Annotated in this window: 21 protein-coding genes and 1 tRNA gene; 12 read left to right on the plus strand and 10 right to left on the minus strand. The window is 37.4% G+C overall.

Annotation, left to right across the window (positions count from 1 at the left end):
- Positions 1-28: 28 nt before the first annotated feature.
- Complete coding sequence (locus GGR22_RS08690) at positions 29-625, minus strand: TetR/AcrR family transcriptional regulator (protein ID WP_121375943.1); 597 nt, start codon at positions 623-625, stop codon at positions 29-31.
- A gap of 170 nt (positions 626-795) precedes the next feature.
- Here GGR22_RS08690 and GGR22_RS08695 point away from each other — a divergent pair, with 170 nt between their 5' ends.
- Both GGR22_RS08695 and GGR22_RS08700 read left to right on the plus strand, forming a co-directional pair.
- Positions 796-1,770, plus strand: a complete 975-nt coding sequence (locus GGR22_RS08695) for a polyprenyl synthetase family protein (RefSeq protein WP_182493315.1) — start codon at positions 796-798, stop codon at positions 1,768-1,770.
- A 61-nt stretch (positions 1,771-1,831) separates the two neighbouring features.
- Complete coding sequence (locus GGR22_RS08700) at positions 1,832-2,185, plus strand: hypothetical protein (protein ID WP_182493316.1); 354 nt, start codon at positions 1,832-1,834, stop codon at positions 2,183-2,185.
- A gap of 416 nt (positions 2,186-2,601) precedes the next feature.
- On the opposite strand, the gene GGR22_RS08705 is transcribed toward GGR22_RS08700, so the two are convergent.
- Complete coding sequence (locus tag GGR22_RS08705) at positions 2,602-3,831, minus strand: cation:dicarboxylate symporter family transporter (protein ID WP_182493317.1); 1,230 nt, start codon at positions 3,829-3,831, stop codon at positions 2,602-2,604.
- 175 nt (positions 3,832-4,006) lie between these two features.
- Positions 4,007-4,540, minus strand: a complete 534-nt coding sequence (locus tag GGR22_RS08710) for a hypothetical protein (RefSeq protein ID WP_121375947.1) — start codon at positions 4,538-4,540, stop codon at positions 4,007-4,009.
- Between the two features lie 114 nt (positions 4,541-4,654).
- Between GGR22_RS08710 and GGR22_RS08715 the strand changes: the two genes are divergently transcribed.
- Positions 4,655-7,438, plus strand: a complete 2,784-nt coding sequence (locus GGR22_RS08715) for a 2-oxoglutarate dehydrogenase E1 component (protein ID WP_182493318.1) — start codon at positions 4,655-4,657, stop codon at positions 7,436-7,438.
- Between the two features lie 88 nt (positions 7,439-7,526).
- Positions 7,527-8,768, plus strand: coding sequence for a 2-oxoglutarate dehydrogenase complex dihydrolipoyllysine-residue succinyltransferase (gene odhB, locus GGR22_RS08720; RefSeq protein WP_121375949.1), 1,242 nt, complete (start codon positions 7,527-7,529; stop codon positions 8,766-8,768).
- Positions 8,769-8,836: 68 nt separating this feature from the next.
- Here the strand turns inward: odhB and GGR22_RS08725 are convergent, their stop codons facing one another.
- Entirely contained in the window at positions 8,837-9,277 is a 441-nt protein-coding gene (locus GGR22_RS08725; RefSeq protein ID WP_182493319.1) for a retropepsin-like aspartic protease, read from the minus strand.
- Positions 9,278-9,423: 146 nt separating this feature from the next.
- Here GGR22_RS08725 and GGR22_RS08730 point away from each other — a divergent pair, with 146 nt between their 5' ends.
- The 5 genes from GGR22_RS08730 to GGR22_RS08750 all read left to right on the plus strand — a co-directional run bounded on the left by GGR22_RS08730 (position 9,424) and on the right by GGR22_RS08750 (position 13,449).
- On the plus strand, positions 9,424-10,191 hold the full coding sequence (locus GGR22_RS08730; protein WP_182493320.1) for a TatD family hydrolase: 768 nt from the start codon (positions 9,424-9,426) through the stop codon (positions 10,189-10,191).
- Positions 10,192-10,257: 66 nt separating this feature from the next.
- Positions 10,258-11,394, plus strand: a complete 1,137-nt coding sequence (locus GGR22_RS08735) for a 1-acyl-sn-glycerol-3-phosphate acyltransferase (RefSeq protein WP_121375952.1) — start codon at positions 10,258-10,260, stop codon at positions 11,392-11,394.
- Complete coding sequence (locus GGR22_RS08740) at positions 11,384-12,412, plus strand: asparaginase (protein WP_121375953.1); 1,029 nt, start codon at positions 11,384-11,386, stop codon at positions 12,410-12,412. The genes GGR22_RS08735 and GGR22_RS08740 overlap by 11 nt, the downstream gene beginning before the upstream one ends.
- 63 nt (positions 12,413-12,475) lie before the next feature.
- Positions 12,476-12,562, plus strand: a tRNA-Ser gene (locus GGR22_RS08745).
- Between the two features lie 62 nt (positions 12,563-12,624).
- Positions 12,625-13,449 carry a porin family protein gene (locus GGR22_RS08750; RefSeq protein ID WP_182493321.1) on the plus strand — a complete coding sequence of 275 codons (825 nt, stop codon included), beginning with the start codon at positions 12,625-12,627 and terminating at the stop codon, positions 13,447-13,449.
- Here the strand turns inward: GGR22_RS08750 and GGR22_RS08755 are convergent.
- From GGR22_RS08755 to asnS, 3 genes are all read right to left on the minus strand, one after another.
- Positions 13,444-14,049, minus strand: coding sequence for a hypothetical protein (locus GGR22_RS08755; RefSeq protein WP_182493322.1), 606 nt, complete (start codon positions 14,047-14,049; stop codon positions 13,444-13,446). The two genes, GGR22_RS08750 and GGR22_RS08755, sit on opposite strands and share 6 nt — an antisense overlap.
- A 3-nt stretch (positions 14,050-14,052) precedes the next feature.
- Positions 14,053-15,519: an RNA polymerase factor sigma-54 gene (gene rpoN, locus GGR22_RS08760; RefSeq protein ID WP_182493323.1), complete on the minus strand. Its 1,467-nt coding sequence runs from the start codon at positions 15,517-15,519 to the stop codon at positions 14,053-14,055.
- A 113-nt stretch (positions 15,520-15,632) separates the two neighbouring features.
- On the minus strand, positions 15,633-17,066 hold the full coding sequence (gene asnS / locus GGR22_RS08765) for an asparagine--tRNA ligase (protein WP_182493324.1): 1,434 nt from the start codon (positions 17,064-17,066) through the stop codon (positions 15,633-15,635).
- A gap of 187 nt (positions 17,067-17,253) precedes the next feature.
- On the opposite strand from asnS, the gene GGR22_RS08770 reads away from it, so the two are divergent.
- The 3 genes from GGR22_RS08770 (at position 17,254) to GGR22_RS08780 (ending at position 21,091) form a co-directional block, all read left to right on the plus strand.
- On the plus strand, positions 17,254-18,027 hold the full coding sequence (locus tag GGR22_RS08770; RefSeq protein ID WP_121375958.1) for a sensor histidine kinase: 774 nt from the start codon (positions 17,254-17,256) through the stop codon (positions 18,025-18,027).
- Positions 17,990-18,709: a LytR/AlgR family response regulator transcription factor gene (locus GGR22_RS08775; protein ID WP_182493325.1), complete on the plus strand. Its 720-nt coding sequence runs from the start codon at positions 17,990-17,992 to the stop codon at positions 18,707-18,709. The genes GGR22_RS08770 and GGR22_RS08775 overlap by 38 nt, the downstream gene beginning before the upstream one ends.
- Before the next feature lie 111 nt (positions 18,710-18,820).
- Complete coding sequence (locus tag GGR22_RS08780; protein WP_182493326.1) at positions 18,821-21,091, plus strand: cation:proton antiporter; 2,271 nt, start codon at positions 18,821-18,823, stop codon at positions 21,089-21,091.
- A 130-nt stretch (positions 21,092-21,221) separates the two neighbouring features.
- Here GGR22_RS08780 and GGR22_RS08785 read toward each other — a convergent pair whose 3' ends face one another.
- The 3 genes from GGR22_RS08785 to pyrH all read right to left on the minus strand — a co-directional run bounded on the left by GGR22_RS08785 (position 21,222) and on the right by pyrH (position 25,239).
- Positions 21,222-23,720, minus strand: a complete 2,499-nt coding sequence (locus tag GGR22_RS08785) for a DUF5686 and carboxypeptidase-like regulatory domain-containing protein (RefSeq protein ID WP_182493327.1) — start codon at positions 23,718-23,720, stop codon at positions 21,222-21,224.
- 176 nt (positions 23,721-23,896) lie between these two features.
- A complete protein-coding gene (gene frr / locus GGR22_RS08790; RefSeq protein WP_182493328.1) occupies positions 23,897-24,460 on the minus strand; it encodes a ribosome recycling factor in 564 nt (187 codons plus the stop codon).
- A gap of 71 nt (positions 24,461-24,531) precedes the next feature.
- Entirely contained in the window at positions 24,532-25,239 is a 708-nt protein-coding gene (gene pyrH / locus GGR22_RS08795; protein ID WP_121375963.1) for a UMP kinase, read from the minus strand.
- Positions 25,240-25,279 lie beyond the last annotated feature (40 nt).

Consider the following 25,279-nt stretch of genomic DNA (forward strand, 5'->3'; position numbering starts at 1 on the left):
AATTATTTATTATTGATTGATTTTGATTTTATTTTCCAAATAAGGTGTTCATGATGATTTCTTTCCTGTCGTCCAGAATCTTTTCATATTCTGCGTCTGTCAGGCGCATGGTTCTCTGAAAGAGCGGACGCATAGAAATAGGGAAGGAGATCAGCGAAACCATATTGATTATAAATTGTATCGGCTCCATTTTTTCGATAGTTCCTTTGCTCATCTCGATGTTTAATTCTTCATAAAATTTTTTGAGCATTCGTTCCATTCCTTCTTCATCTTTAAAATAGCAACCTTGGTTGAATTGGGTTACCAAATAGATTTCCATGTAAGGATATTCTTTCGCCATGACAAAAGAATCGTCTATAAACTCTTCAATTTTTGCTTTAAAAGGCAGTTCAGAGAAAATAATTGATTCGGTTCTTTGCTGTTCTTTATCTTGTGCATCGCTAAAAACAATTTCAAATAACTTGTCTCTAGAGCGGAAATAATAATTTATCAATGTTCTGTTAACTCCCGCCGCATCAGCAATTTCTTGAGTCGTTGCATTAAATTTACCTTCTCCAAAGAATAATCTCTTGGCGGTATTTTTAATCAATTCCTCAGTTGCTTCGTCTTTATTTTTGATATACATAGTGTTTAACATTTTTGTTAAACAAAATTATTAAATAATTTATTTTGACAAATTTGTCAAATGTATCTTAACATTAATTTAACAAATAACGTTTTAGAAGGAGATGAAAAATTTTAAAAAAGGAAAGTTTCTGTTGGTAAGAATACTGTAAATTAGCCAAAATTATTTTTATGCATTCCATTAGCGAATACCAACAAAGTTTTCTGAACTATTTAGAAAGCCAGACGATTATTAAAGAACCCAAATCACTTTACGAACCTATTCATTATATTTTATCGCTTGGAGGAAAAAGAATTCGTCCGGTACTGACATTAATGGCGGCCGAAATTTTTAACCAAGAGTATAAAAAAGCCTTGCCGGCCGCTTTGGCAGTTGAAGTCTTTCATAATTTTTCGCTTGTGCATGATGATATAATGGATGATGCGCCCCTACGTAGAGGAAAGGAAACGGTTCATGAAAAGTGGAATATTAACACGGGAATCCTTTCTGGCGATGCGATGTTGATTTTAGCCTATCAGTATTTTGAAAAATACGAACCAGTGATTTTCCAGTTGTTGGCAAAATTGTTCAGCAAAACGGCTCTTGAAGTTTGCGAAGGCCAGCAATGGGATGTGGATTTTGAGAACCGCGACGATGTGGCCATTTCAGAATACTTGAAAATGATCGAATATAAGACAGCGGTGCTGGTTGCTGCGGCAATGAAAATGGGAGCGATAATTGCAGAAACTTCTGCCGAAAATTGCGACGCGATTTATGATTTCGGACTAAATTTAGGAATTGCTTTCCAGCTTCAGGATGATTATTTAGATGCTTTTGGAGATCCTGAAACTTTCGGAAAACAGGTCGGTGGCGATATTATAGAAAATAAAAAGACCTATCTTTATTTGAAAGCGCTTGAGTTTTCAACATCGGACGAAAAAGAGCAATTGCTCCATTTGTATTCTATCCAGCCTACAGATAATTCGGAAAAAATAAATTCTGTAAAAGATATCTTTACTACTACAGGCGCTTCAAAAGCAACTCAGGAAGCGATTAAGGAATATACTTTTAAAGCTTTTGATACCTTAGAAAAATTACACATTGAAGACGATAAAAAAGCAATATTAAAAGCTTTTGGTGAGAATTTGATGGGAAGGAAAGTATAAAGTAATAATTATCCAACAACCCTGATAGGGTTTTAAACCCTGTCAGGGTCAAAAGAACACTATGAATTTTATCGCGCCAATAAATACAGACAATTTACTTTCTGAAGCAGAAAAAGAAAATCTATACTTGAAACTGCTAGAGCAGATCAATAAGGACTTTAATTTTGCAAACGAACCGATCGATTTTCCATTAAGCACAAAGCCTGTGGAATTAAAAATCCAGCTACATGAAAAAATCTACCGCTTGATTCAGCACAAGTTTGCCGAATATTTAAACCTGCTTTATATTATTGATGTACCAGAAGCAGAAGTCAAAAAACTGGACGGCTCCAATTTGGTCGAACTTTCTGAACAAGTTGCTTTTTTGATTTTAAAAAGAGAATGGCAAAAAGTTTGGTTTCGTAATAAGTTTTAATAGGGCAACTGTTTAAGTTGAACAGGCTTATGTTTAAGTTGAAATTGCTAATGTTGAGGTTTTAATCACGTATGTTTAAGTTGTATAGGCGTATGTTCGAGTTGGAATAGCTAATGTTGAAGTTGAACAGGCTCATGTTCTAGTTGGGATCTCTCTTGTTAGGTTGAATAAGGCTAATGTTCGAGTTGAAATCACTAATGTATAAGTTGAATAGGCTTTTGTTCAAGTTAAAATCTCTCTTGTTAAGTTGGACAGGGGTAATGTTCGAGTTGAAGCAGCCCATGTTTAAGTTAAAATTACTCATGTTTAAGTTGAAATTGCTAATGTTGAGGTTTTAATCACTTATGCTTAAGTTGAAATTGCTCTTGTTTAACTTGAATAGGTAGATTCTCTACAATTATGATCTTAAAATGCTGCTACGGCTCTAAAGTGTCTTCTTTTATCGCCACAAATTCTTTTTCGCTTTTAGAAATCACGATAGTAGCCACCCCATTTCCAATAAAATTAGTAATAGCTCTGGCTTCACTCATGAATTTATCTACACCCAATAGAAAAGCCAATCCTTCTAGCGGAATTTTGTGTATGGCTGTTAATGTTGAAGCCAAGACAATAAAACCGCTCCCAGTAACTCCTGCAGCACCTTTTGAAGTAATCATTAATAGGCCAATTACAGTCAGAATCTCTCCAAAAGTTAAATGGACATTATACAACTGTGCCAAAAAGATTGTCGCCATAGAAAGATAGATGGAGGTTCCGTCAAGATTAAACGAATATCCTGTTGGAACGACTAATCCTACCACGGATTTGCTGCATCCCATGTTCTCTAGCTTTTTCATCAAGTTTGGTAATGCGGCTTCTGATGAAGAAGTTCCTAATACGATCAGCAATTCTGCCTTGATGTATTTTATAAACGACCAGATGTTGACCTTGAAATATCTCAAGATGCTTCCTAAGATGAGGAAGATAAAAATAAACATGGTGACATATACCGTAAGCATCAGTTTTCCTAATGGCATTAAAGTATTAAGTCCAAATTTTCCAACGGTGTAGGCCATTCCTCCAAAAGCGCCCAGCGGTGCCAGATACATGACAAATTTTAATGCCTTGAAAACGATATTTGAGCATTTGTAAAGCACGGCTACTACTTCTTCTCTTTTAGAATAATAGTTGAGCAGGATTCCCACAATTATCGCTACCAACAAAACCTGAAGCGTAAGGTTTTCCATGAAAAAATGAAGCCAGTTGAATTCCTTTTGCGGCGCATTTGTATACTGGCTTGCATCTTGAATATTGAGGCCAGTCTTGTCAATTTTTCCTGGCTGTATCAGGTAGGCAACGATAACACCAATGGCAAGCGCAAAAGTGGTAACGATCTCAAAATAGACCAAGGATTTTATTCCGATGCGTCCCACTTTTTTCAAATCTCCCATGCCGCTGATACCCAAGACTATCGTCAAGAAAATAATTGGCGCTATAAAAACTTTGATGATGCTGATGAACGTATCGCCAACAATCTTCATTTTTACGCCAGTGTCAGGAGTATAGTGTCCAACGAGCACACCAACAACAATGGCGATCAATACCCAAAAAGTAAGATTGGTTATGATTTTAAGGAATAGGCTATTTTCGTTTAGGGTAGTGTTCATTAGTGTTGTATTAATTTGTATCTGAATTTTTTAGAAAACTACTTGAACCAGCAATTGTGCCGAAAAAGTGTTTCCAGTTGCCGCTTGCAATCAGATGAAAGTGCATGGATTGATACTGACAATTATCTCGGGACTGATAATTACTGTTATGATGTGTTATTGGGAAAGTTATGTTTTAGAAATAAACTCTGACAAACGGCATAAGTGCGTCGTTATACACATTTTTATCACTGTCGTGCAATACGTTATATCGAGCTCCGATTGTGACATTTTCCATACGATACCCAGCGCCTAGAAATAACGCAGTATTCCAAAAGTTGTCAGAACCACCTCCAAATTCATCATCATATTCTAAATTTACTCTCAACTGTTCCAGTTCCGCAGAAAGCTGGATTTCTGGAATCGGATTTCCCAACAATATCAAGCTAGGGCCGTAAATATACGATTCATAAAAATCTTTATCCCTAACGTAGCTTCCCTGCAATCCTAGTCCTGCAGAAAAATAAGGATTGAAGTCATAAAGCGCACTTGGAGCAACTGTAACATTCGTATATCCAGAGCCAAAACTGAGTCCTAATCCGCCGCCGAAACGTATCCTGCTTTCGAAATCAGCACCTTGATTTTGCTGCGCTACAGCATCAGCAGAAACAGTCAAGAAAATAACTGCTATCAAGGTTTTTGTTATATGGTTTAGATTAAGTATTTTCATGCGCAAATTTTAAGTTAAGTTTAAGACATAAAAGTATGAAATAATTATTAGATTGTTCTAATTGTCGTACTTTTGCAAAAATATTTTTAACAAATTAGGACATTCAATTATATTATGGATAGGTTTTCCTTTTTAAACGCGGCACATACTGAATTTTTTGCTCAATTATACGATCAATATCTTGAAAACCCAGATAGCGTAGAACCAAGCTGGAGAAGTTTTTTCCAAGGTTTTGACTTCGGGATGGAAACATACAATGAAGAATATCAGGCTCCTGCACAGCAGCTAGCGAATTACGCAACATCAAACAATGTTGACGTAAGCCAGATTTCTGAAAAATTACAAAAAGAATTTAATGTTTTAAAGCTGATCGATGCTTACAGAACGCGCGGTCACTTATTCACTAAGACCAATCCGGTTCGTGAAAGAAGAATTTTCAGTCCAAACTTGGAGCTTGAAAACTTCGGACTTTCAAAAGCAGATTTGACTACCGTTTTTGATGCGGCAAAAGCAATCAAGATTGCGCCTTGCAGTTTGCAAGAAATTATTGGCCATTTGGACAATATTTACTGCCAGCATATCGGTGTGGAGTATATGTATATCCGTAAACCAGAAGTAATCCAATGGATTCAAGATAAAATCGGTTACAACGATAACCATCCTAGATTTTCTGCTGACGAAAAGAAAAACATCTTAAATAAATTAAATGAGGCAGTTTCTTTCGAAAACTTCCTTCATACAAAATATGTCGGACAAAAACGTTTCTCTCTTGAAGGTGGCGAAACTTTAATCCCGGCTTTAGATGCCTTGATTGAAGCTGCTGCTGAAAAAGGTGTAGAGCAGTTTGTCATGGGAATGGCTCACCGTGGTCGTTTGAACGTTTTGGCAAACATTTTCGGAAAAAATACCCAAGACATCTTCTCTGAATTTGATGGAAAAGATTATGATGATGATGCGCTTTTCGACGGTGACGTAAAATACCACTTAGGCTTGACGGCTGACAAAAAGACAAAATCAGGAAAAAATATAAACATCAATTTAGCGCCAAATCCATCGCACTTGGAAACGGTTGGTGCCGTGATTGAAGGAATCACAAGAGCAAAACAAGACCGTCATTTCCCAGACGATTTCTCAAAAGTATTGCCAATCGCACTTCATGGTGACGCGGCAATTGCTGGACAAGGAATTGTGTATGAAATCGTTCAGATGGCACAATTAGACGGTTATAAAACAGGAGGAACCATCCATTTGGTCATCAACAACCAGGTTGGATTTACGACGAATTATTTGGATGCCCGTTCTTCTACGTATTGTACCGATGTTGCAAAAGTGACGCTTTCGCCGGTTTTACACGTAAATGCGGACGATGCAGAAGCAGTTGTTCATGCTATGCTTTTTGCATTAGACTACAGAATGCAATTCGGAAGCGATGTCTTTATCGACTTGTTAGGATATAGAAAATACGGCCACAACGAAGGTGATGAACCTCGTTTTACACAGCCTAAATTATACAAAATTATTGCAAAACACGAAAATCCGAGAGACATCTATGCTGCTAAATTAATTGCAGAAGGTGTTATTGACGATACGTATGTTGGCAAATTAGAAAAAGAATACAAAGCCGTTTTAGATGAAAATCTTGAAGCGTCTCGTAAAAAAGACTTGACAATCATCACGCCATTCATGCAAAACGAATGGGGCGGTTATGTTCAGGCAGATGAAACAGAAATGCTTCAAAAAGTAAATACGACTTTCTCAAAAGAGATACTTACAGAGATTGCTCAGACCATTACGACATTGCCAAGCGACAAGAAGTTTATCAGCAAAATCCAAAAGCTGATTAATGACAGAAAAGTAATGTTTGAAACAGACAAACTAGATTGGGCTATGGCCGAATTGCTAGCGTATGGTTCTTTAATGACAGAAGGTTATGATGTTCGTATTTCAGGACAAGACGTGGAAAGAGGAACTTTCTCTCACCGTCATGCAGTCGTGAAAGTAGAAGATTCTGAAGAAGAAGTAATCCTTTTACAGCAGTTGAAAAACCAAAAAGGAAAATTCAACATCTTCAATTCACTTTTGTCTGAATATGGTGTTGTTGGTTTTGATTACGGATATGCTTTAGCAAGTCCAAAAACATTGACCATCTGGGAAGCACAATTTGGAGATTTCTCTAACGGTGCCCAAATCATGATTGACCAATATATTTCTGCCGCAGAAGACAAATGGAACAATCAAAACGGCTTGGTAATGTTATTGCCTCACGGTTATGAAGGCCAAGGAGCAGAACACTCTTCAGCTAGAATGGAACGATATTTACAGCTTTGCGCTAACCATAATATGTTTGTGGCAGACTGTACGACGCCAGCCAACTTCTTCCATTTGTTGAGAAGACAGATGAAAACGACGTTCAGAAAACCTTTGATTGTATTTACTCCAAAGAGTTTATTGCGTCATCCGTCAGTAGTTTCTTCAGTAGATGAGTTTGCAAACGGAAGTTTCCAAGAAGTTTTGGACGATCCAAATGTAAATGCAAAAGACGTTAAGACATTGGTATTCTGTACAGGTAAATTCTACTACGATTTAATGGCAGAAAGAGAAGCTAACGGAAGAAAAGACGTAGCATTCGTGAGAATCGAGCAGCTTTTCCCATTGCCAGTAGAACAATTAAAAGCGATTATTGAAAAATATCCAAACGCTGATGATTATGTTTGGGCGCAAGAAGAACCTAAAAACATGGGAGCTTACAGCTACATGCTGATGAACTTTGATTTAGTGAAATTGAGAGTAGCTTCATTGAAAGCCTACAGTGCGCCTGCAGCGGGAAGCTATGCTCGTTCTAAAAAACGTCATGCAGCTGCGATAGCAATGGTTTTTGATAAAAATCTGTTCAGCTAATAAAGATTTTTAGCGCGAGTCAAGGCTAAAAAACGTAAATTTGAAATAATAAGTAGTATACAATAACACACCATAAAATTATATACAGATGATTTTAGAAATGAAAGTTCCTTCACCAGGGGAATCAATCACCGAAGTTGAAATCGCAACTTGGTTAGTAAAAGACGGAGATTACGTAGAAAAAGATCAAGCGATTGCTGAAGTAGATTCAGACAAAGCAACTTTGGAATTGCCAGCTGAAGCTAGTGGAATTATCACGCTAAAAGCAGAAGAAGGCGATGCTGTAGCAGTTGGTCAAGTAGTTTGCTTAATCGATACAGATGCAGCGAAACCAGAAGGTAGCGCTCCAGCAAAAGAAGAAAAGAAAGAAGAAGCTCCAAAAGCGGAAGCTAAAAAAGAAGAACCTAAAGCAGAAGCTCCAAAAGCGGCTCCGGCAGCTGAAAAGACGTATGCATCAGGAACTCCTTCGCCAGCGGCAAGAAAAATTTTGGACGAAAAAAATATTGAGCCTGCTTCAGTTTCTGGAACTGGAAAAGGAGGAAGAATCACGAAAGATGATGCTGTAAATGCAACACCTTCAATGGGAACTCCAACCGGAGGAAACCGTGGTTCTGAAAGAACAAAATTGTCAATGCTTCGTAGAAAAGTAGCAGAACGTCTTGTTGCTGCTAAAAACGAAACAGCAATGTTGACTACGTTTAACGAAGTGAACATGACACCTATCAATACGATTCGTAACGAATATAAAGATGCGTTCAAAGCAAAACACGGCGGCTTAGGATTAGGCTATATGTCTTTCTTTACAAAAGCAGTGACAAGAGCGTTGCAATTATATCCAGATGTGAACTCTATGATCGACGGACAAGAGAAGATTTCATACGATTTCTGTGATATCTCTGTAGCAGTTTCTGGACCAAAAGGATTGATGGTTCCTGTAGTTAGAAATGCAGAAAACCTGACTTTCCGCGGAATCGAATCTGAAATCAAGAGATTGGCAATCAAAGCGCGTGATGGACAGATTACTGTTGACGATATGACTGGCGGAACATTTACGATTTCTAATGGAGGTGTTTTCGGAAGTATGCTTTCAACACCAATCATCAACCCACCACAATCTGGAATCTTGGGAATGCACAACATTATCGAGCGTCCAATCGCTGTAAATGGTAAAGTGGAAATACACCCGATGATGTACGTGGCACTTTCTTATGACCACAGAATTATCGACGGACGTGAGTCAGTTGGTTTCTTAGTTGCCGTAAAAGAAGGCTTAGAAAATCCAGCAGAATTATTGATGGACAACAATCCTAAAAAAGCGTTGGAACTATAGTTTCAAGTTTTGTATAAATAAAAAATCCCGTTCAAAAGAGCGGGATTTTTTATTATAACGAATTGCGGTTACTGTTTCAAATAAAAATACTCTCCATGATAATCAATAATCCCTTTGCCTTTCATCAAGATATCAGCCCCGATGATGCCGTGAACAGGCTTTGCTTTATATTGTTCTAAGGCTAAATTTACATGCGACATATTGAAAATGACTAGCGAAAAATCATCTGTTTTCCAACGTCCCAATTGCAACGTATTGTTAGAAGACATCTGAGTGTCCATTCCAACAGCTCCAGCTCCGGCTGCTTTTGTGAGCGATTCCTCTGCCCTGAGGTTAAAATGCTCAACATCTCCAAAACCTACACAGCTGCTAGAAGCTCCGGTGTCTAGAATGAAATTGCCGCTGATGCCATTAACTTTAGCCTTGATGACTAAATGATGCGTCTTCGAAATTTTTAATTTTATTTTTTTATAGCCTTTGCTTTTTAAGGCATCGAAAATTTTGTCCATTTTTAAGATATGAGTAAATCAAAAATAACCATTTATAGCTAAAGAGATTAAAATCAAAACATAATATTTTATTAAGATTTCCTGATTAAGCGGGCTTCTTTCGCATTATATTTTGCAACTCCTTTCATTGTTCCTATTTTTGCAAAATGATTTTAACAGACACACATTCGCACATCTATAGCGAAGAATTCGATCAAGATAGAAAAGAAATGATGCAACGTGCATTTGATGCCGGAGTACAAAGAATTTTTGTTCCGTCAATCGATTCCACTTATACACAGAAAATGTACGATTTGGAGCAGCAATATCCTGAAAATGTCTTTTTGATGATGGGATTGCATCCTACGTATGTCAAAGAAAATTATGAGGAAGAACTGGCTTTTGTAGAAGCAGAATTGTCGAAAAGAAAGTTTTATGCTGTTGGCGAAATAGGCATCGATCTTTTTTGGGACAAGACTCGATTGGAAGAGCAAAAAATAGCCTTTAAAAGACAGATTCAATTAGCCAAAAAATACAAGTTGCCGATCAATATTCATTGCCGCGATGCTTTTGACGAAGTTTTTGAAGTCTTGGAATCCGAAAAAAGCGAAGAGCTTTTCGGTATTTTCCATTGCTTTACAGGTGATTTTAATCAAGCCTTACAAGCAATTTCATACAATATGAAACTTGGAATTGGCGGTGTTGCGACCTTCAAAAACGGAAAAATCGACCAGTTTTTAAACCAGATCGCTATAAAACATATCGTTTTAGAAACAGACTCTCCTTATTTGGCTCCCGTGCCTTATAGAGGCAAGCGTAATGAAAGCAGTTATACGAAACTGGTAGCAGAGAAATTAGCTTTAATTTATGGAATTCCTGTCGAAGAAATTGCGAAAATTACGACAGAAAATGCCAAAGCTGTTTTTGGTATTTAACAAAGAAATCATACCAAATTCATAAAATTTTTGTTCATTTGTAGATTGTTAAAAAAACTAAAGTAAATGTCAAAATTCGATAAAATTCGACCGTTTTATGATAGTGAAGTAAACGAAGCCTTGTGCAAGGTTGCCGATCATCCGATGATGAAAGCCATGATGAGCTTTACGTTTCCTGACGCTGATGAAAAAGATTGGATAGAACAGCTGAAAAGAACGCATTCGATACGAGATTTCCAATGCAATTTTATTTACCATGCTGTGATGAAGGTTGTCGAAAAAAGTTCGGATGGACTGACTACTTCTGGTTTTGAAAAATTAGAAAAACATACGCCTTACCTTTTTATCTCTAACCATAGGGATATCATTTTGGATACTTCTCTTCTGAATACCTGTCTTTTTGACCATGGATTGGTCATGACCGCTTCGGCAATTGGAGATAATTTGGTTAAAAAATCTTTCCTGCATACGTTATCCAAATTAAACAGAAATTTTTTAGTACAGCGAGGCTTGGCGCCTAGAGAACTGCTTCAAAGCTCAAAATTGATGTCGGAATATATTTGCCAGCTTATTCTGAGAGAAAACCGTTCGGTTTGGATTGCCCAGCGCGAAGGAAGAACAAAAGATGGCAATGACGCTACACATCCGGGCGTCCTAAAAATGCTTTCGATGGGTTCTGAAGAAGAAAATCTGATGGACTATTTCAAAAAATTAAAGATTGTTCCCGTATCGATTTCATATGAATACGATCCGACGGATGCGCTAAAAATGCCGCAACTGATGGCCGAGGCAAATGATGAGGTGTATATAAAAGAAAAGAATGAAGATTTCATGACGCTCTTGAGCGGTATCATGGGCCAGAAAAAAAGAATCCATATCCATGTCGGAGATGTTTTAGAAGAAGAATTAGATGAAATCGCTTCTAAATTCGATAACTCAAACAAACAAATACAAGCATTAGCACAAGTAATAGATGATTCTATTTTGGCAAGCTATAAGCTTTGGCCGACGAATTATATCGCTTACGATTTAATCAACAATACAGACAAATATTCCCACCTCTATACTGAAAAAGAAAAATCACTTTTTGAAAGAAGATTAGAAATAAGAATTGACGAAAATAATCCAGTAGAACTGCAAGGATTTTTGGCCATGTATGCCAATCCAGTAGTGAATAAATCAAAATACGAGAATGCTGTCTAAAGCAAAAATACTTTTAATCTACACGGGTGGTACCATCGGTATGATGAAAGATTTTGAGACAGGTGCCTTGAAAGCTTTCAACTTTAGCAAATTACTGCAAAGAATTCCAGAGCTGAAACAATTGGACTGTGAAATAGAAACGATTTCTTTTGACACTCCGATAGATTCTTCGAACATGAATCCCCAAAAATGGATCCAGATTGCATCCATAATTGAAGAAAACTATGCGTCTTTTGACGGATTTGTAGTGCTTCACGGTTCTGATACGATGTCGTATTCGGCTTCGGCACTAAGCTTCATGCTTGAAAATCTTGCTAAGCCGGTTGTTTTTACAGGCTCGCAATTGCCGATTGGAGATTTGAGAACTGACGCAAAAGAGAATCTGATTACGGCTATACAAATTGCTTCATTACAGCACAAGAATAAGCCTGTTATTAATGAAGTCTGCCTTTATTTCGAATACAAATTATACAGAGGAAATCGTACCACAAAAATTAATGCAGAACATTTTAATGCATTTTTGTCGCCAAATTATTCTCCATTGGCAGAATCAGGCGTTCATCTAAAAGTAAATAACGATTTGTTGTTACCAAAATCAGGAAGCAAGAAATTCCAAGTGCATAAGGAATTGGATGATAATGTAGCCGTCGTAAAAATGTTTCCTGGAATCAGCGAAAATGTATTGGCCGCCATCTTTAATATTCCAAACTTAAAAGGAATTGTCTTAGAAACGTATGGCGCTGGAAATGCTCCGACAGACGAATGGTTTATTTCCTTATTAAAAAAAGCCATCAAAAATGGACTGCATGTTATCAATGTGACTCAATGTACGGCAGGAAGTGTTAGTATGGGGCACTATGAAACCAGTACATCGCTGAAAAAAATAGGAGTGATTTCTGGGAAAGACATTACAACGGAATCCGCTATCACCAAGCTGATGTATCTTATTGGGCAGAAAGTTTCTCCAAATGTTTTCAAGACTATTTATGAAACGGCTTTGAGAGGTGAATTGACCTAAATTTTTAAGCTATAAATTTTCTTTAGTCGGAATTTTTGCAGTTCTTTGCAACCGCAAATAAATAGAGAGGTGTCCGAGTGGTTGAAGGAGCAAGCCTGGAAAGCTTGTATATGGGTAACTGTATCGTGGGTTCGAATCCCATCCTCTCTGCAAAAAGACAACTTTTTTAGGTTGTCTTTTTTTATTACTTTTATTAGCATAACTTTCTACTTATGAAAAAGTACTTCAGTATTCTTATATGCATCATTTCTCTACATGCTCTTGCCCAAGATCCTGTGAAGGATAAGCAGATTAAGGAAGCACAAGAGAAGGAAGAGCAAGAACGCATCAAGGAAGTGTTGAGTAATGAAAAAGCGACTGAAACACGCGAGTTAGAAGAAGTAAGAAGAAAAAAAGATTCGGTGCAAAGTACCGTAACTGTTGTCGATTCTTTGTATAGAGAAGACCAGTTTTATATAGGCCTGACGTATGATCTATTGCAGAAAAGGCCAGATGGTGTCAGCCAAAACTCTTTCTCATCAGGATTCCATATCGGTTTTTTAAGAGATATTCCGCTTAACAAGCGACGAAATGTTGCTATCGCAATTGGATTGGGATATTCTATGAATGATTATAGGCAGAATATCAAGATTACAGAAGTTGACGGAAAACCTTTTTATGAGGTGGTCAATGAAAGTGAAGTGAATTTCGACAAAAATAAATTCGCCTTGCATTATGTTGATATTCCATTTGAATTTAGATGGAGGACTTCGACCATACAAAGCCATCGTTTTTGGAGAGTATATACCGGTTTTAAGTTGAGCTATTTGTTGCTAAACAAATCGAAATATGTTGAAGGGAATGAAAAAATCAGGATTTTCGGCAATGACGATTTCAATAAGCTGCAATATGGAGCCTACATTTCTTTTGGCTACAATACATGGAATTTCCATGCCTATTACGGACTCAATTCGTTATTCAAATCTGATGCAAAAATTGACGGTAAGTCAATTGACATGAATACCGTAAATATCGGGCTGATGTTTTACATTCTATAGCCAGAAATAGAGAAGCCCTATCTGCGGTAAAATTCCCGATAAAAAACCTACAATCAATTCTTTAGTATCATGTGCTTTCATAGATAGCCTTGATGTGGCTACGATTCCTGTAAGCAACAAACAAAAAGCAACGAGATAGATGTGGTTTGTCTGCGTATGAAGGCTAAATCCAATTGCGAAAACTGTCAGCGAACTTATTCCGATCATGTGAATGCTGGCTTTCAAGTTGATAAAAGTAAACAAGAAAGCTAAAATCGTACTAACTAAAGCACCAAAGAAAAAGTAATACAATTCAGGAATCAGCTCAATTCGGATACTTTCCGTAATCAAAATATAAAGCAATATGGCATTTGCCGCTAAAGGAATTTTTCGTTGTGAAATCTCCGAAAGCATAAAAGAATTTGCCCTGCCCAAAGTCATCAAGAAATAAAATATCGAAATCGGAATCAAGATCGTCAAGATAATGACTTGTATTGTCACTAAGAAAAGTTCTTGATACGTATGATACCGGTCTGTTAAGAAAAAATACAGCAGGACGGCATATACCGAGATAAACATCGGGTGGAAAATATAGGAGAATATAGAAAGGATTTTTTTCACTACCTATATTTTCTTCCTCATTCTCGCCACAGGAATATCAAGCTGCTCTCTATATTTTGCGATTGTCCTTCTAGCAATCGGATAGCCTTTTTCTTTTAATATTTCAGCCAATTGGTCGTCTGGAAGCGGTTTTTGCTTGTCTTCTTCCTCAATTACATTCTGCAATATTTTCTTGATTTCTAGCGTAGAAACGTCTTCGCCTTGATCATTTTTCATGGCTTCCGAAAAGAATTCCTTGATTAATTTTGTGCCGTAAGGTGTTTCGACATATTTGCTATTTGCTACACGAGAAACCGTTGAAATATCCAAGCCGATCATGTCTGCAATGTCTTTTAAGATCATTGGCTTCAGTTTGGTTTCATCACCATCCAAGAAATATTCTTGTTGGTAATGCATAATGGCATTCATGGTTACGAACAACGTTTCCTGGCGCTGGCGGATGGCATCAATAAACCATTTGGCAGAATCTAGCTTTTGCTTGATAAACTGTACCGCTTCTTTTTGTTGGTTTGACTTATCACGAGAAGCTTTGTATGTCTGCATCATTTCCTGATAATCTTTAGAAATGTGAAGCTCTGGAGCATTTCGTCCGTTCAAGGTCAGTTCTAATTCGCCGTCGACAATTCTGATGGTAAAATCAGGAACGACGTGCTCAATCATTTTATTGTTTCCGGTAAAAGCACCGCCTGGTTTTGGATTCAGCTTTTCAATTTCGTCAATAGCTTTTTTAAGCTGGTCTTGGGAGATACCGTATTTCTGTAGCAGTTTGTCGTAATGTTTTTTAGTAAAAGCTTCAAATTGGTTTTCTATAATATCAATGGCCAAGTCGACAGATTCTGTCGGTGTTTTATGTTTTAGCTGTAGCAAAAGACATTCCTGCAAATCACGTGCGCCGACTCCGGAAGGCTCTAATTCATGGATGATGTGCAGTATTCGTTCTACATTTTTTTCATCCGTGTAAATGCCTTGCGTAAAAGCCATGTCATCTACAATATCCGGAACACTTCTTCGAATGTAACCCATATCATCAATGCTTCCGACTAGAAATTCTGCAATTTCACGTTCTTCGTCATTTAATATAAAAGTATTGAGCTGATTGATCAGGTCTTGATGGAAACTTACCGGCGCAGCAAATGGCATGCTTCGGTCTTCGTCGTCATCGCTATAATTATTTGCCTGAAGTTTATAATCCGGCGTTTCGTCGTTGCTTAAATATTCGTCGATGTTGATGTCTTCGGCATCGATTCTGTCGTTTTCGAATTCATCATAATCATCATATTCTTCGGTCTCGAATTCGTCTTTTTCGTATTCATCCTCTTCTTTTCCAGCTTCCAATGCTGGATTTTCGACCATTTCTTCTTTTAATCGTTGTTCAAAAGCTTGCGTAGGCAATTGGATTAGCTTCATCAGCTGGATTTGCTGTGGAGATAATTTCTGTGATAATTTAAGTTGTAAAAACTGCTTGAGCATCTATTGAGTTATTTGGTATTTATAGTTCAAATTTAATCATTTTCAACTAAAAATGGCACACGTTAAGATAAACTTGTGCCATTTTTGATATGATTTATATAGTGTCTTGATTCCTAAAACTCGGCATTTCCAGGAGTTCTTGGGAAAGGAATTACGTCTCTGATATTGGTCATTCCAGTTACGAACAAAACCAATCTTTCAAATCCAAGACCGAAGCCGCTATGGACAGCAGAACCGAAACGACGAGTGTCAAGGTACCACCAAAGTTCTTCTTCGTCGATTCCTAAAACTTTCATCTTTTCTACTAAAACGTCATAACGTTCTTCTCTTTGAGAGCCTCCAACAATCTCTCCGATACCCGGGAAAAGAATATCCATGGCGCGAACTGTTTTGCCGTCTTCATTCAGGCGCATGTAAAATGCTTTGATGTTTGCTGGATAATCGTATAAAATTACCGGACATTTAAAGTGCTTTTCTACCAAGAAACGCTCGTGCTCTGATTGCAAATCAGCGCCCCATTCTTCAATGATATATTGGAATTTTTTCTTTTTGTTCGGTGTTGAATTCTTTAAAATATCAATCGCTTCGGTATAAGAAACACGCTTGAAGTTGTTTTCAAGAACAAAATTCAATTTTTCAAGCAGTGTCATTTCGCTTCTTTCTGCTTGTGGTTTTGTCTTTTCTTCTTCCAATAAACGGCCTTCCAAAAACTTCAAATCATCGGCACATCTATCCATGGTGTATTTGATCACGTATTGGATAAAATCTTCTGCCAAATCCATGTTGTCGTCTAAATCATTAAAAGCCACTTCTGGCTCAATCATCCAGAATTCAGCCAAATGGCGCGATGTATTGGAATTTTCTGCCCTGAAAGTTGGTCCGAAAGTATAAATCTGACCCAAAGCCATAGCAAAAGTTTCTCCTTCTAATTGTCCAGAAACGGTCAAATTGGTATGTTTTCCGAAGAAATCTTTTTTATAATCGATATGACCTTCTTCTGTTTTTGGCAAGTTGTCTAAAGGCAGTGAAGTCACTTGGAACATTTCTCCAGCGCCTTCTGCATCAGCTCCAGTGATTACTGGCGTGTTTACATACACAAATCCCTTTTCTTGGAAATATTGATGTACAGCAAAAGACAATACAGAACGTACTCTCATGATTGCCCCAAAAGCATTCGTTCTTACACGTAAATGCGCATTGGCACGCAAAAACTCAAGCGTATGTTTTTTCGGCTGCATCGGGAATTTTTCTGGATCAGAATCTCCCAAGATTTCCAAACTGCTTACCTGAATTTCATATTTCTGTCCGGCACCTTTGCTTTCTGTCAAAGCACCTTTCAGGGCCACGGCTGCACCAGTCGTGATTCGCTTCAAGGTATCTGCAGGAGTATTTTCAAAATCAACCACACATTGGATATTATTAATAGTCGAGCCGTCATTTAAAGCAATAAATTGATTGTTCCTAAATGTTCTAACCCATCCTTTTACATAAACTTCCTGCATTGTCTGAGCGCTGTTCAATAGCTCTTTAACTTTTGTGTGTTTCATTTTTAATTGTTATAAAATATTCTTGAATTGTTCTTCTGTGAAACAAAAAGAGGTCTTTTCGCAAAACAGAACGCAAAGATAGTAAAAAATTCAGTCTACAGATTTTAGAATTCAGATGCTAAACGCAATGGCAACATAAGTAGAGAGGGAGTTTCATTTTTTTATCTAATTTTACAAAAAAAATAAAATGAAAACCAATGTCCTGATCTCGAACACGCTTTATGTTATTGGGATTATTTTCATCATAATTCTTATCACTGTAGCTGTCGTGCTGTTGTACAAATTAAAGAAGGCAAAAGCTCAAAAGCAAGAATTTGAAGAAAAATACAATTCGCTCGAATTGAAGGTCAACGGTTTGAAATTAGAGACGCTCGAATCAAAATTAAATCCGCATCTTTTTAAAAACATATTGAATTCGATACAATCGCATGCTTACCAGACTTATCATGCGCTTGATAAATTAGCGAATGTGCTCGATTATATTTTATACGAAAGCCAAAAGAAATTTGTGTCTCCTAGAGAAGAAATCGAATTTGCCTTAAACCTGATTGAAATCAACAAGATTAAAGTCAGTCCGCTTTTTGGATTGAAGGTAAAAACCAAAATCAAGGAAGATGAATTGCTATACGAACAGCCGATTTTAGCGCCGATGGTTTCTATTGATTTGATAGAAAATGCTTTTAAGCATGCAGATCTAAAAAGTCCGGATGCTTTTATTTCCATTGTTTTTGAATTTAAGGATAGCTGTTTTTATCTTACGGTTTCGAATAAGATATCCGACCATAAGACCTTGAAAAAAGACAATAGCGGTTTGGGTTCTAATACGTTAGACCAGCGATTGAAAATAATTTACAATAATAATTACAAGCTCGATAAATTTATCGAAGATGATGTTTATATTGCTCACCTAAAAATAAACTTACTTGAATACAAAGCTCAAATGCTTGCTGCTGGACGATGAATTGCCAGGATTGACGTATCTCAAAATGCTTTGCGAGCAGATTCCTGAACTGGATGTCGTGAAGGCATTTGACAATCCAGAAAAATTGCTTGCCGAAATGTCAAGCCTTGATTTCGACCTCTGTATTACGGATATTGAAATGCCAGGGATAGACGGGCTTAGTGTGGCCAATCTCTTAAAGGACAAAATGGTAATTTTTACGACAGCCTATAAAGAATATGCTGCGGATGCTTTTGATATTGAAGCGGTCGATTATATTACAAAACCTGTAAAAAAAGAACGTCTGCAGAAAGCGGTTGTCAAGGCTTTGGAAAAGATGAACAAGAAATCGTCCAACAAAAAATTTACACAACTGAATACAGACAAAGGAAAAGCCTTGCTGTTTTTCGACCAGATTATCTACATACAACCTTCTGAAACCGACAGCCGCGATAAGGAAGTTTTGATGAAAGATGGAAATATAATTCTGCTCAAAAACATAACTTTTGCCAAATTGCTCTCGCAGTTGCCGAAAGCGGATTTTTGTAGAATCAACAAAAAAGAAATTATAGCAATGAAAGCTGTGAAATTCTTTGCCCATGATGAAATCACGACAACTATCCTAGATAAGAACGGGAAAAGTCTTGTCTTGTTTTTGAGTGATATTTACCGTTCGGATTTTCTTTGCAAAGTCAATATTTAAGTTTCGTTACAAATTTTTTCCTTCTTATTACAATTGCCCTAAACTATTTTACAAAATCAAATTGTAAGAAATTTTCAATGCAGATATTTGTGCCTACAAACGACTTACCCAATGCAAAAACACAAAAACTCTATTTTCTATGTTGTCCTCATAGTTGTTTTCTCTGGTATCATTTATTGGTTCTTAGACCAAGGAAAACATCTGCAACACGGAAAAACAATAATCGAAAAAACTTCTGACAAATCACAATGGGCAGAATTTGTTGATTCGATGCAGCATAGCTTGCAACATCCTTTGGCCATTTTACTAGCCCAGATCTTGACGATTATTTTAGTGGCACGATTTTTTGGATGGATTTGCAGGAAAATCGGACAGCCTTCGGTTGTCGGTGAAATCATTGCCGGAATTGTGCTCGGACCTTCCTTGTTAGGATTGTATTTTCCAGAATTTAAAGAAACTCTTTTCCCAGTAGCTTCTCTTGGAAATTTACAATTCTTGAGCCAAATCGGACTAATCCTTTTCATGTTTGTTATCGGAATGGAGCTGGATTTGAAAGTCTTGCGAAATAAAGCCCATGAAGCAGTAGTTATAAGCCATGCCAGCATCATTTTTCCCTTTACATTAGGAATCGGATTGGCTTATTTTATGTATGATACTTTCGCTCCTGAAGGCGTAGCTTTTTTATCTTTTGCTCTTTTTTGCGGTATCGCGATGAGCATCACGGCTTTCCCTGTTTTGGCGAGAATCGTGCAAGAACGAGGCATACACAAGACAAAATTAGGAAGCATCGTTATTACTTGTGCTGCAGCAGATGATATCACGGCTTGGTGCATTTTAGCGGCGGTAATTGCTATCGTAAAAGCAGGATCTTTTGTAAGTTCCTTATACATTATTGTTTTGGCTGTGACGTATGTTTTCTTGATGATCATGATCGTTAAGCCTTTCTTGAAAAGAGTTGGCGATTTATATTCTTCTCGAAAAACATTAAGCAAGCCGGTTGTTGCTATTTTCTTTCTAACGTTGATCATTTCTTCGTATGTGACAGAAGTCATCGGAATCCATGCTTTATTTGGAGCTTTTATGGCAGGCGTGATTATGCCAGAAAGTGCCAAGTTTAGAAGTATTTTCATTGAGAAAGTAGAAGATATTGCTCTGATTGTATTGCTGCCATTGTTTTTTGTCTTCACGGGCTTAAGAACCGAAATCGGACTTTTGGACGATCCGTATCTGTGGAAAATCACGGCTTTAATTATTGCAGTAGCAGTCGTTGGAAAGTTCTTAGGAAGTACGTTGGCGGCAAAATTTGTCGGGCAGAATTGGAGAGACAGTCTTTATATCGGAGCCCTAATGAATACTCGTGGCTTGATGGAATTAATAGTGTTGAATATTGGATATGAATTGGGCGTGCTTTCTCCGATGATCTTCACAATGATGGTCATCATGGCTTTAGTGACGACATTTATGACTGGGCCTGCTTTGGATTTGATTAATTTTATTTTCAAGACTAAAAACTCGATTATTCCAGAAACCATCAGCAGTAAGATAAAATACAAGATATTGCTTTCTTTCTCTATTCCAGATAGAGGAATTGCCTTGCTGAAAGTAGCCAATAGCTTGGTGCGAAAACAAAACGGGAATGCCATTGTAACAGCCATGCATTTGTCGTCAAGTAACGAATTGCACGGATTTGATGCGAGTCATTATGAACAAGAGGTCTTCAAGCCAATCGTCAATGAAGCTGAAAATCTCGACCAAAAAATCATCACGCTTTTCAAAGCTTCGGTAGATATCGATTCAGACATTACTGAAATCGCAAATCAAGGCGAATTTGACTTGCTGTTAATCGGATTGGGACAGTCTATTTTTGAAGGCACCTTGCTGGGAAGAGTTCTAGGATATACGACTCGAATCATAAATCCCGATAGGCTGATTGATAAATTTACTGGAAAGGAAGGTTTGTTTGAAAACTCTCCTTTCGATGAAAGGACGCGTCATATCGTTGCTTACAGCAAAATGCCGGTAGGTATTTTAGTAGATAAAAACCTAGAAGAAATCGACCAGGTCTTTATGCCATTATTTTGTGCCGAAGATCGATTTTTGATAGAATATGCCCAAAAGTTAATCCATAACAATGGTTGTCAAGTTACCATCTTGGATCCTACGGGAGAAATAAAAAACAATTCAGAAATCAAGGAAAGCATCCGTTCTATCGAGCAGATTGCTCCAAATCATATTGCCATGTCAGGCGAGAAAACGATGAAAAAAGAATTTCTTGAAAGACAAGACATGATGATTATCAGCCTTGAAAGCTGGAAGAAATTGGTTGATTCACAGAGCGTTTGGTTAAATAATACGCCTTCTGTGTTAATTATTAAACCATAAATTTTAAAAGTCCTACTTTTGTATCGGATTAAATACTTATAAAGATTACGTTGTTATTAATTCTAAAAACCTGCCCAGCTAAAACTTGGCAGGTTTTATATTATTTATAAGAAGTTTATGAAACAGCGCCTTAAAAACCTAAATTTAGGATAAAGGTTAATTTGATAGAAAGATTGTCTTCAAATTTGGCCAATTGATTCGGACCATAACGGTAAAATCCAGACAATCCGAAGGCTTTGTAGATTTGATTCAGCTCGATTCCCGATTCAAAATAGCCATCTCTTAAGGTTTTGTAATTAAGTCCGATATGCTGTTCTGGCTTTTCCATATCACCCCAAGCCATTCTTGAAACTAAAACTAGAGAAGGTTTGATTCCTTTGAAAACGGTAACTCTTTTAAAGCCGTGTTTGAATTGGAACATCACATATTTGCTAGAGAAAAATTCATTGAAATACATCGTCTCAAAACTGTTCTTTCCTGCAATCGTGATTCGTTCAATTAATTTTTCCTTCGTAAGGCTGTTCGGAGAGGTATTGTAAAGATGTGAAATAGGTACATCGCCTATCGCATAACCAGCTTCCATTAAAAGTGCTGTCCTTTGTCCGTTTAGATAGCGTTTTTCATATTCTGCTCTCAAATCTATTTTAGAGAAAGTAAAATCATTTTCAAAAACCTTTGGCAATGATTGCGTGAATTGGAATGTGAATTTCGGATAGCGTTTTTCTATTTCTAGCTTTCCCGTAGGCGTCTGCATATAATCGCTAAAAGGATTCCATTGCAGCGAAACCATTGCAGTTGTCATGTCGTAGTTAGTATACGATTTTCCGTCTACAGTATACAAGTAGTCAAACTTAGGCTCAATCCTGCTATGTGTAAGCTGCCAGATGCTTTCCGTTTTAGGAAGGATTTTTGTCTCGATATAACCTCGCCACGTTTTGTGGTTATAGAAAGTACTTAAGTTGATCGGACGAGGATCATAAATTTTAAAAACCCTCTTGTCGATGGCAAAAGAGGTACTCGCAATCTCTCGCACATCATCCGTATAGCTTCCTCCGATCCATGAATTTGAAAAGATACCTACGCGAACCGCTCCGCCAATGCTGTATTTGAAATCGCCATCCTTGGTTCCGTAAGCCGTATAGCCGTCTAGGCGGTACTTGTTTGAAAATCGCTCGTTTGTAATACCTCCCAAGCCAACTCTGAAACCTTCGTAGTTGTTATAGCTTAAAAGATAACGCAAATCCATATCCACTGGCCCAATAGGAACGTATCCATTTAATATTTTTCGACCGAAGCGAAGTTTTTTCTCCAAACGTTCTTTTTGGGCGATGCTATCCAGAGCAATGTAAGTTCTTTCGCTTCGAGTATCGAGGCTGTCTTTTCTGTAGCTGTTCCAGAAAGAATCGTCTTTTTTTATAGCGTCATCCTTTACTTCGATATAAATGGCAGGATGTTTTATTTTTACCGGAATGTTCTGCTGTCTGTCGAAATTATAAGATTTAGAAACCAGGTACGTAAAATCGGAAGCGTCTTTTTTTCTTGTCGTATTGTTGCTGTCAAGATCGCCTTCAAACTTGATTGTGCCGCCTAAGATACGGATGTCGTCGTCGTTTTTCCCTTTCACGATTTTAAACTCTTTTTGTGTCGGGAACCAGATTTTTTCATTTTCGAGATATTCAAACTCGTGTGTTGCCGAAATATCCAATACGCCGCGGATTCTCATGATGGCTTTGGCAATAGCATAGTTTTCTTTATCGATGTAGACTACTCCTTCTAATCCCGATGATTTTCGTTTCTTTCTCGGCTTAAAATAAATCATGTAAGTGTCTCGGTTTCCGACTTTCACGGTGTCTAATATTCTAAAACGGTAATCCGCAAAAGCATCCGGCGCAATCGGGCTGTTGTATTTGGTCTCAAATAGCTCGTATTTAGAATCATAAACCGAAAAAGATTGCAGGTTAAAAGCAATGATTTCGTAAATCGGATTTTTAAGTCCCGCCATTTTTGTGCCCAAAATCGTTTCTTTCAGCTTTTTGTTGCTGAATTGAAATTGAGATACTTTTTCGGTCTGGAATAAATGCTGGCGGTCGATAATCTTCTTGAATTTATAATTCGTAGAATCGACTTCCTTGAATTCTTTTCCATAATACCTTTCTACAAATACAGAATCAATACTTCCGTCGATAGAATCTGGATTGGCAGAAACAATCAATTTGTTATAAGACTTGAATTGGAAGCTTTGCAACTTTTGTTGCGGATCGTTATCTTTTTTATTTTTTATGGCTTGGCGAATAATTGCATTCGCAGGATTTTCTTCCGAAGAAAGTACAATTTCGCTTAAGTTTTCTGATTTTGGAGAAAGCAGAATTTCATAATACTTTTTGTTGCGATCTCCTAGTATCGTCTTAGGGCTATATCCGATGTAAGAAATCGTGAAAAAGGCAATCTGATTTTCATCCTGAAGCAAGAATTTTCCGTCTACATCAGTCACTGTAGCTCTATTATTGCTGGATATTGTAGCAAAAGGAAGCGGTTTTTTGGTGCTTTCATCCTTCACGATTCCAGAAATCTGAAATTGTGCTTGCACGGAAACAGAAAGAAGGAAAAATAAAAAAGTTAAATGCTTCATAGGGTTATGTAACAGACGAATAGATGGTAGTTTTGTTACACATTGCAAAAGTAAGTGACTTCTGTAAAAAAATTCACTATTTAAGGGGATTTTAATATTTGGCAGCATAAAATAAACGTTCAGATATAAAAAAGCCGGATAATTATCCGGCTCGTATATTTTAGAATGTAAAAGAATTAAACTTTCATAATTTCAGCTTCTTTAACGGCTAAAAGCTCGTCTACTTTTTTAATAAAAGCATTGGTCAGGTTTTGAACTTTATCTTCGGCTGTTTTGCACATGTCTTCTGAAGTTCCTTCTTTTTCTAATTTTTTGATGTCTGTATTAGCATCTTTACGTACGTTTCTGATTCCGATTTTTGCATCTTCGGCTTCTGATTTGGCTTGTTTTACCAAGTCACGACGGCGCTCTTCTGTTAAAGGCGGCACACTGATGATGATTACATCGCCATTGTTCATCGGATTAAAGCCGATGTTTGCAATTTGAATTGCTTTTTCGATTGGCTGCAACATGCTTTTTTCGTAAGGCTGAATCGTAATCGTTCTTGCATCGGGAACGTTGATGTTCGATACTTGGCTAAGCGGAGTAGCAGCGCCATAATAATCAACAAATACGCTTCCTAACATAGCAGGACTTGCCTTACCAGCACGGATATTCAAGAATTCTTTTTCAAGATGAGCAATTGAACCTGTCATCGATTCTTCAGTGCTATCTAATATAAAATCAATTTCTTCAGTCATTTTTATCTAGAATTTCAGATTTCAGATTCAGATTTCAGCCATTCGACTGCTATCTTGATTCTGTTTTCTAATTATACATTAACTACTGTTCCTATATTTTCGCCTTCGCAGATTTTCAAAAGATTTCCTTTTTTGTTCATGTCGAAAACAACAATCGGTAGGGCATTTTCTTGGCTCAGCGTAAATGCTGTCGTATCCATTACGTTCAGTCCCTTTTTTAAGACGTCTTCAAATGAAATAGTATCGAATTTCACAGCATCTGCGTTTTTCTCTGGATCAGAAGTATATACTCCATCGACGCGAGTACCTTTCAAGATTACATCAGCATGAACTTCAACACCTCTTAATACGGCCGCTGTATCAGTCGTGAAGTAAGGATTTCCTGTTCCCGCTCCGAAAATCACGATTCTTCCTTTCTCCAAATGGCGAACCGCTCTTCTTTTGATATATGGTTCAGCGATGGCTTCAATTTTCAAAGCAGTCTGTAGACGAGTCAGCATTCCTTTGTCTTCAAGAGCTCCTTGAAGCGCCATTCCGTTGATTACGGTAGCTAGCATTCCCATATAATCCCCTTGAACTCTGTCCATTCCATTGCTGGCTCCGGCTACACCGCGAAAAATATTTCCTCCTCCGATTACGATTGCAATCTCAACGCCTCTGTCATGAATTTCCTTGATTTCATCTGCATATTCGGCTAATCTTTGCGGATCGATACCGTATTGTCTGTCGCCCATCAAGGCTTCTCCACTTAATTTTAGGAGTATTCTTTTATATTTCATGCGCTGATTTTGTTTTTCGCTTAAGTTGTGCAAATATAGT

The sequence above is a fragment of the Flavobacterium gossypii genome (assembly GCF_014138495.1).
Classification (GTDB): domain Bacteria; phylum Bacteroidota; class Bacteroidia; order Flavobacteriales; family Flavobacteriaceae; genus Flavobacterium; species Flavobacterium endophyticum.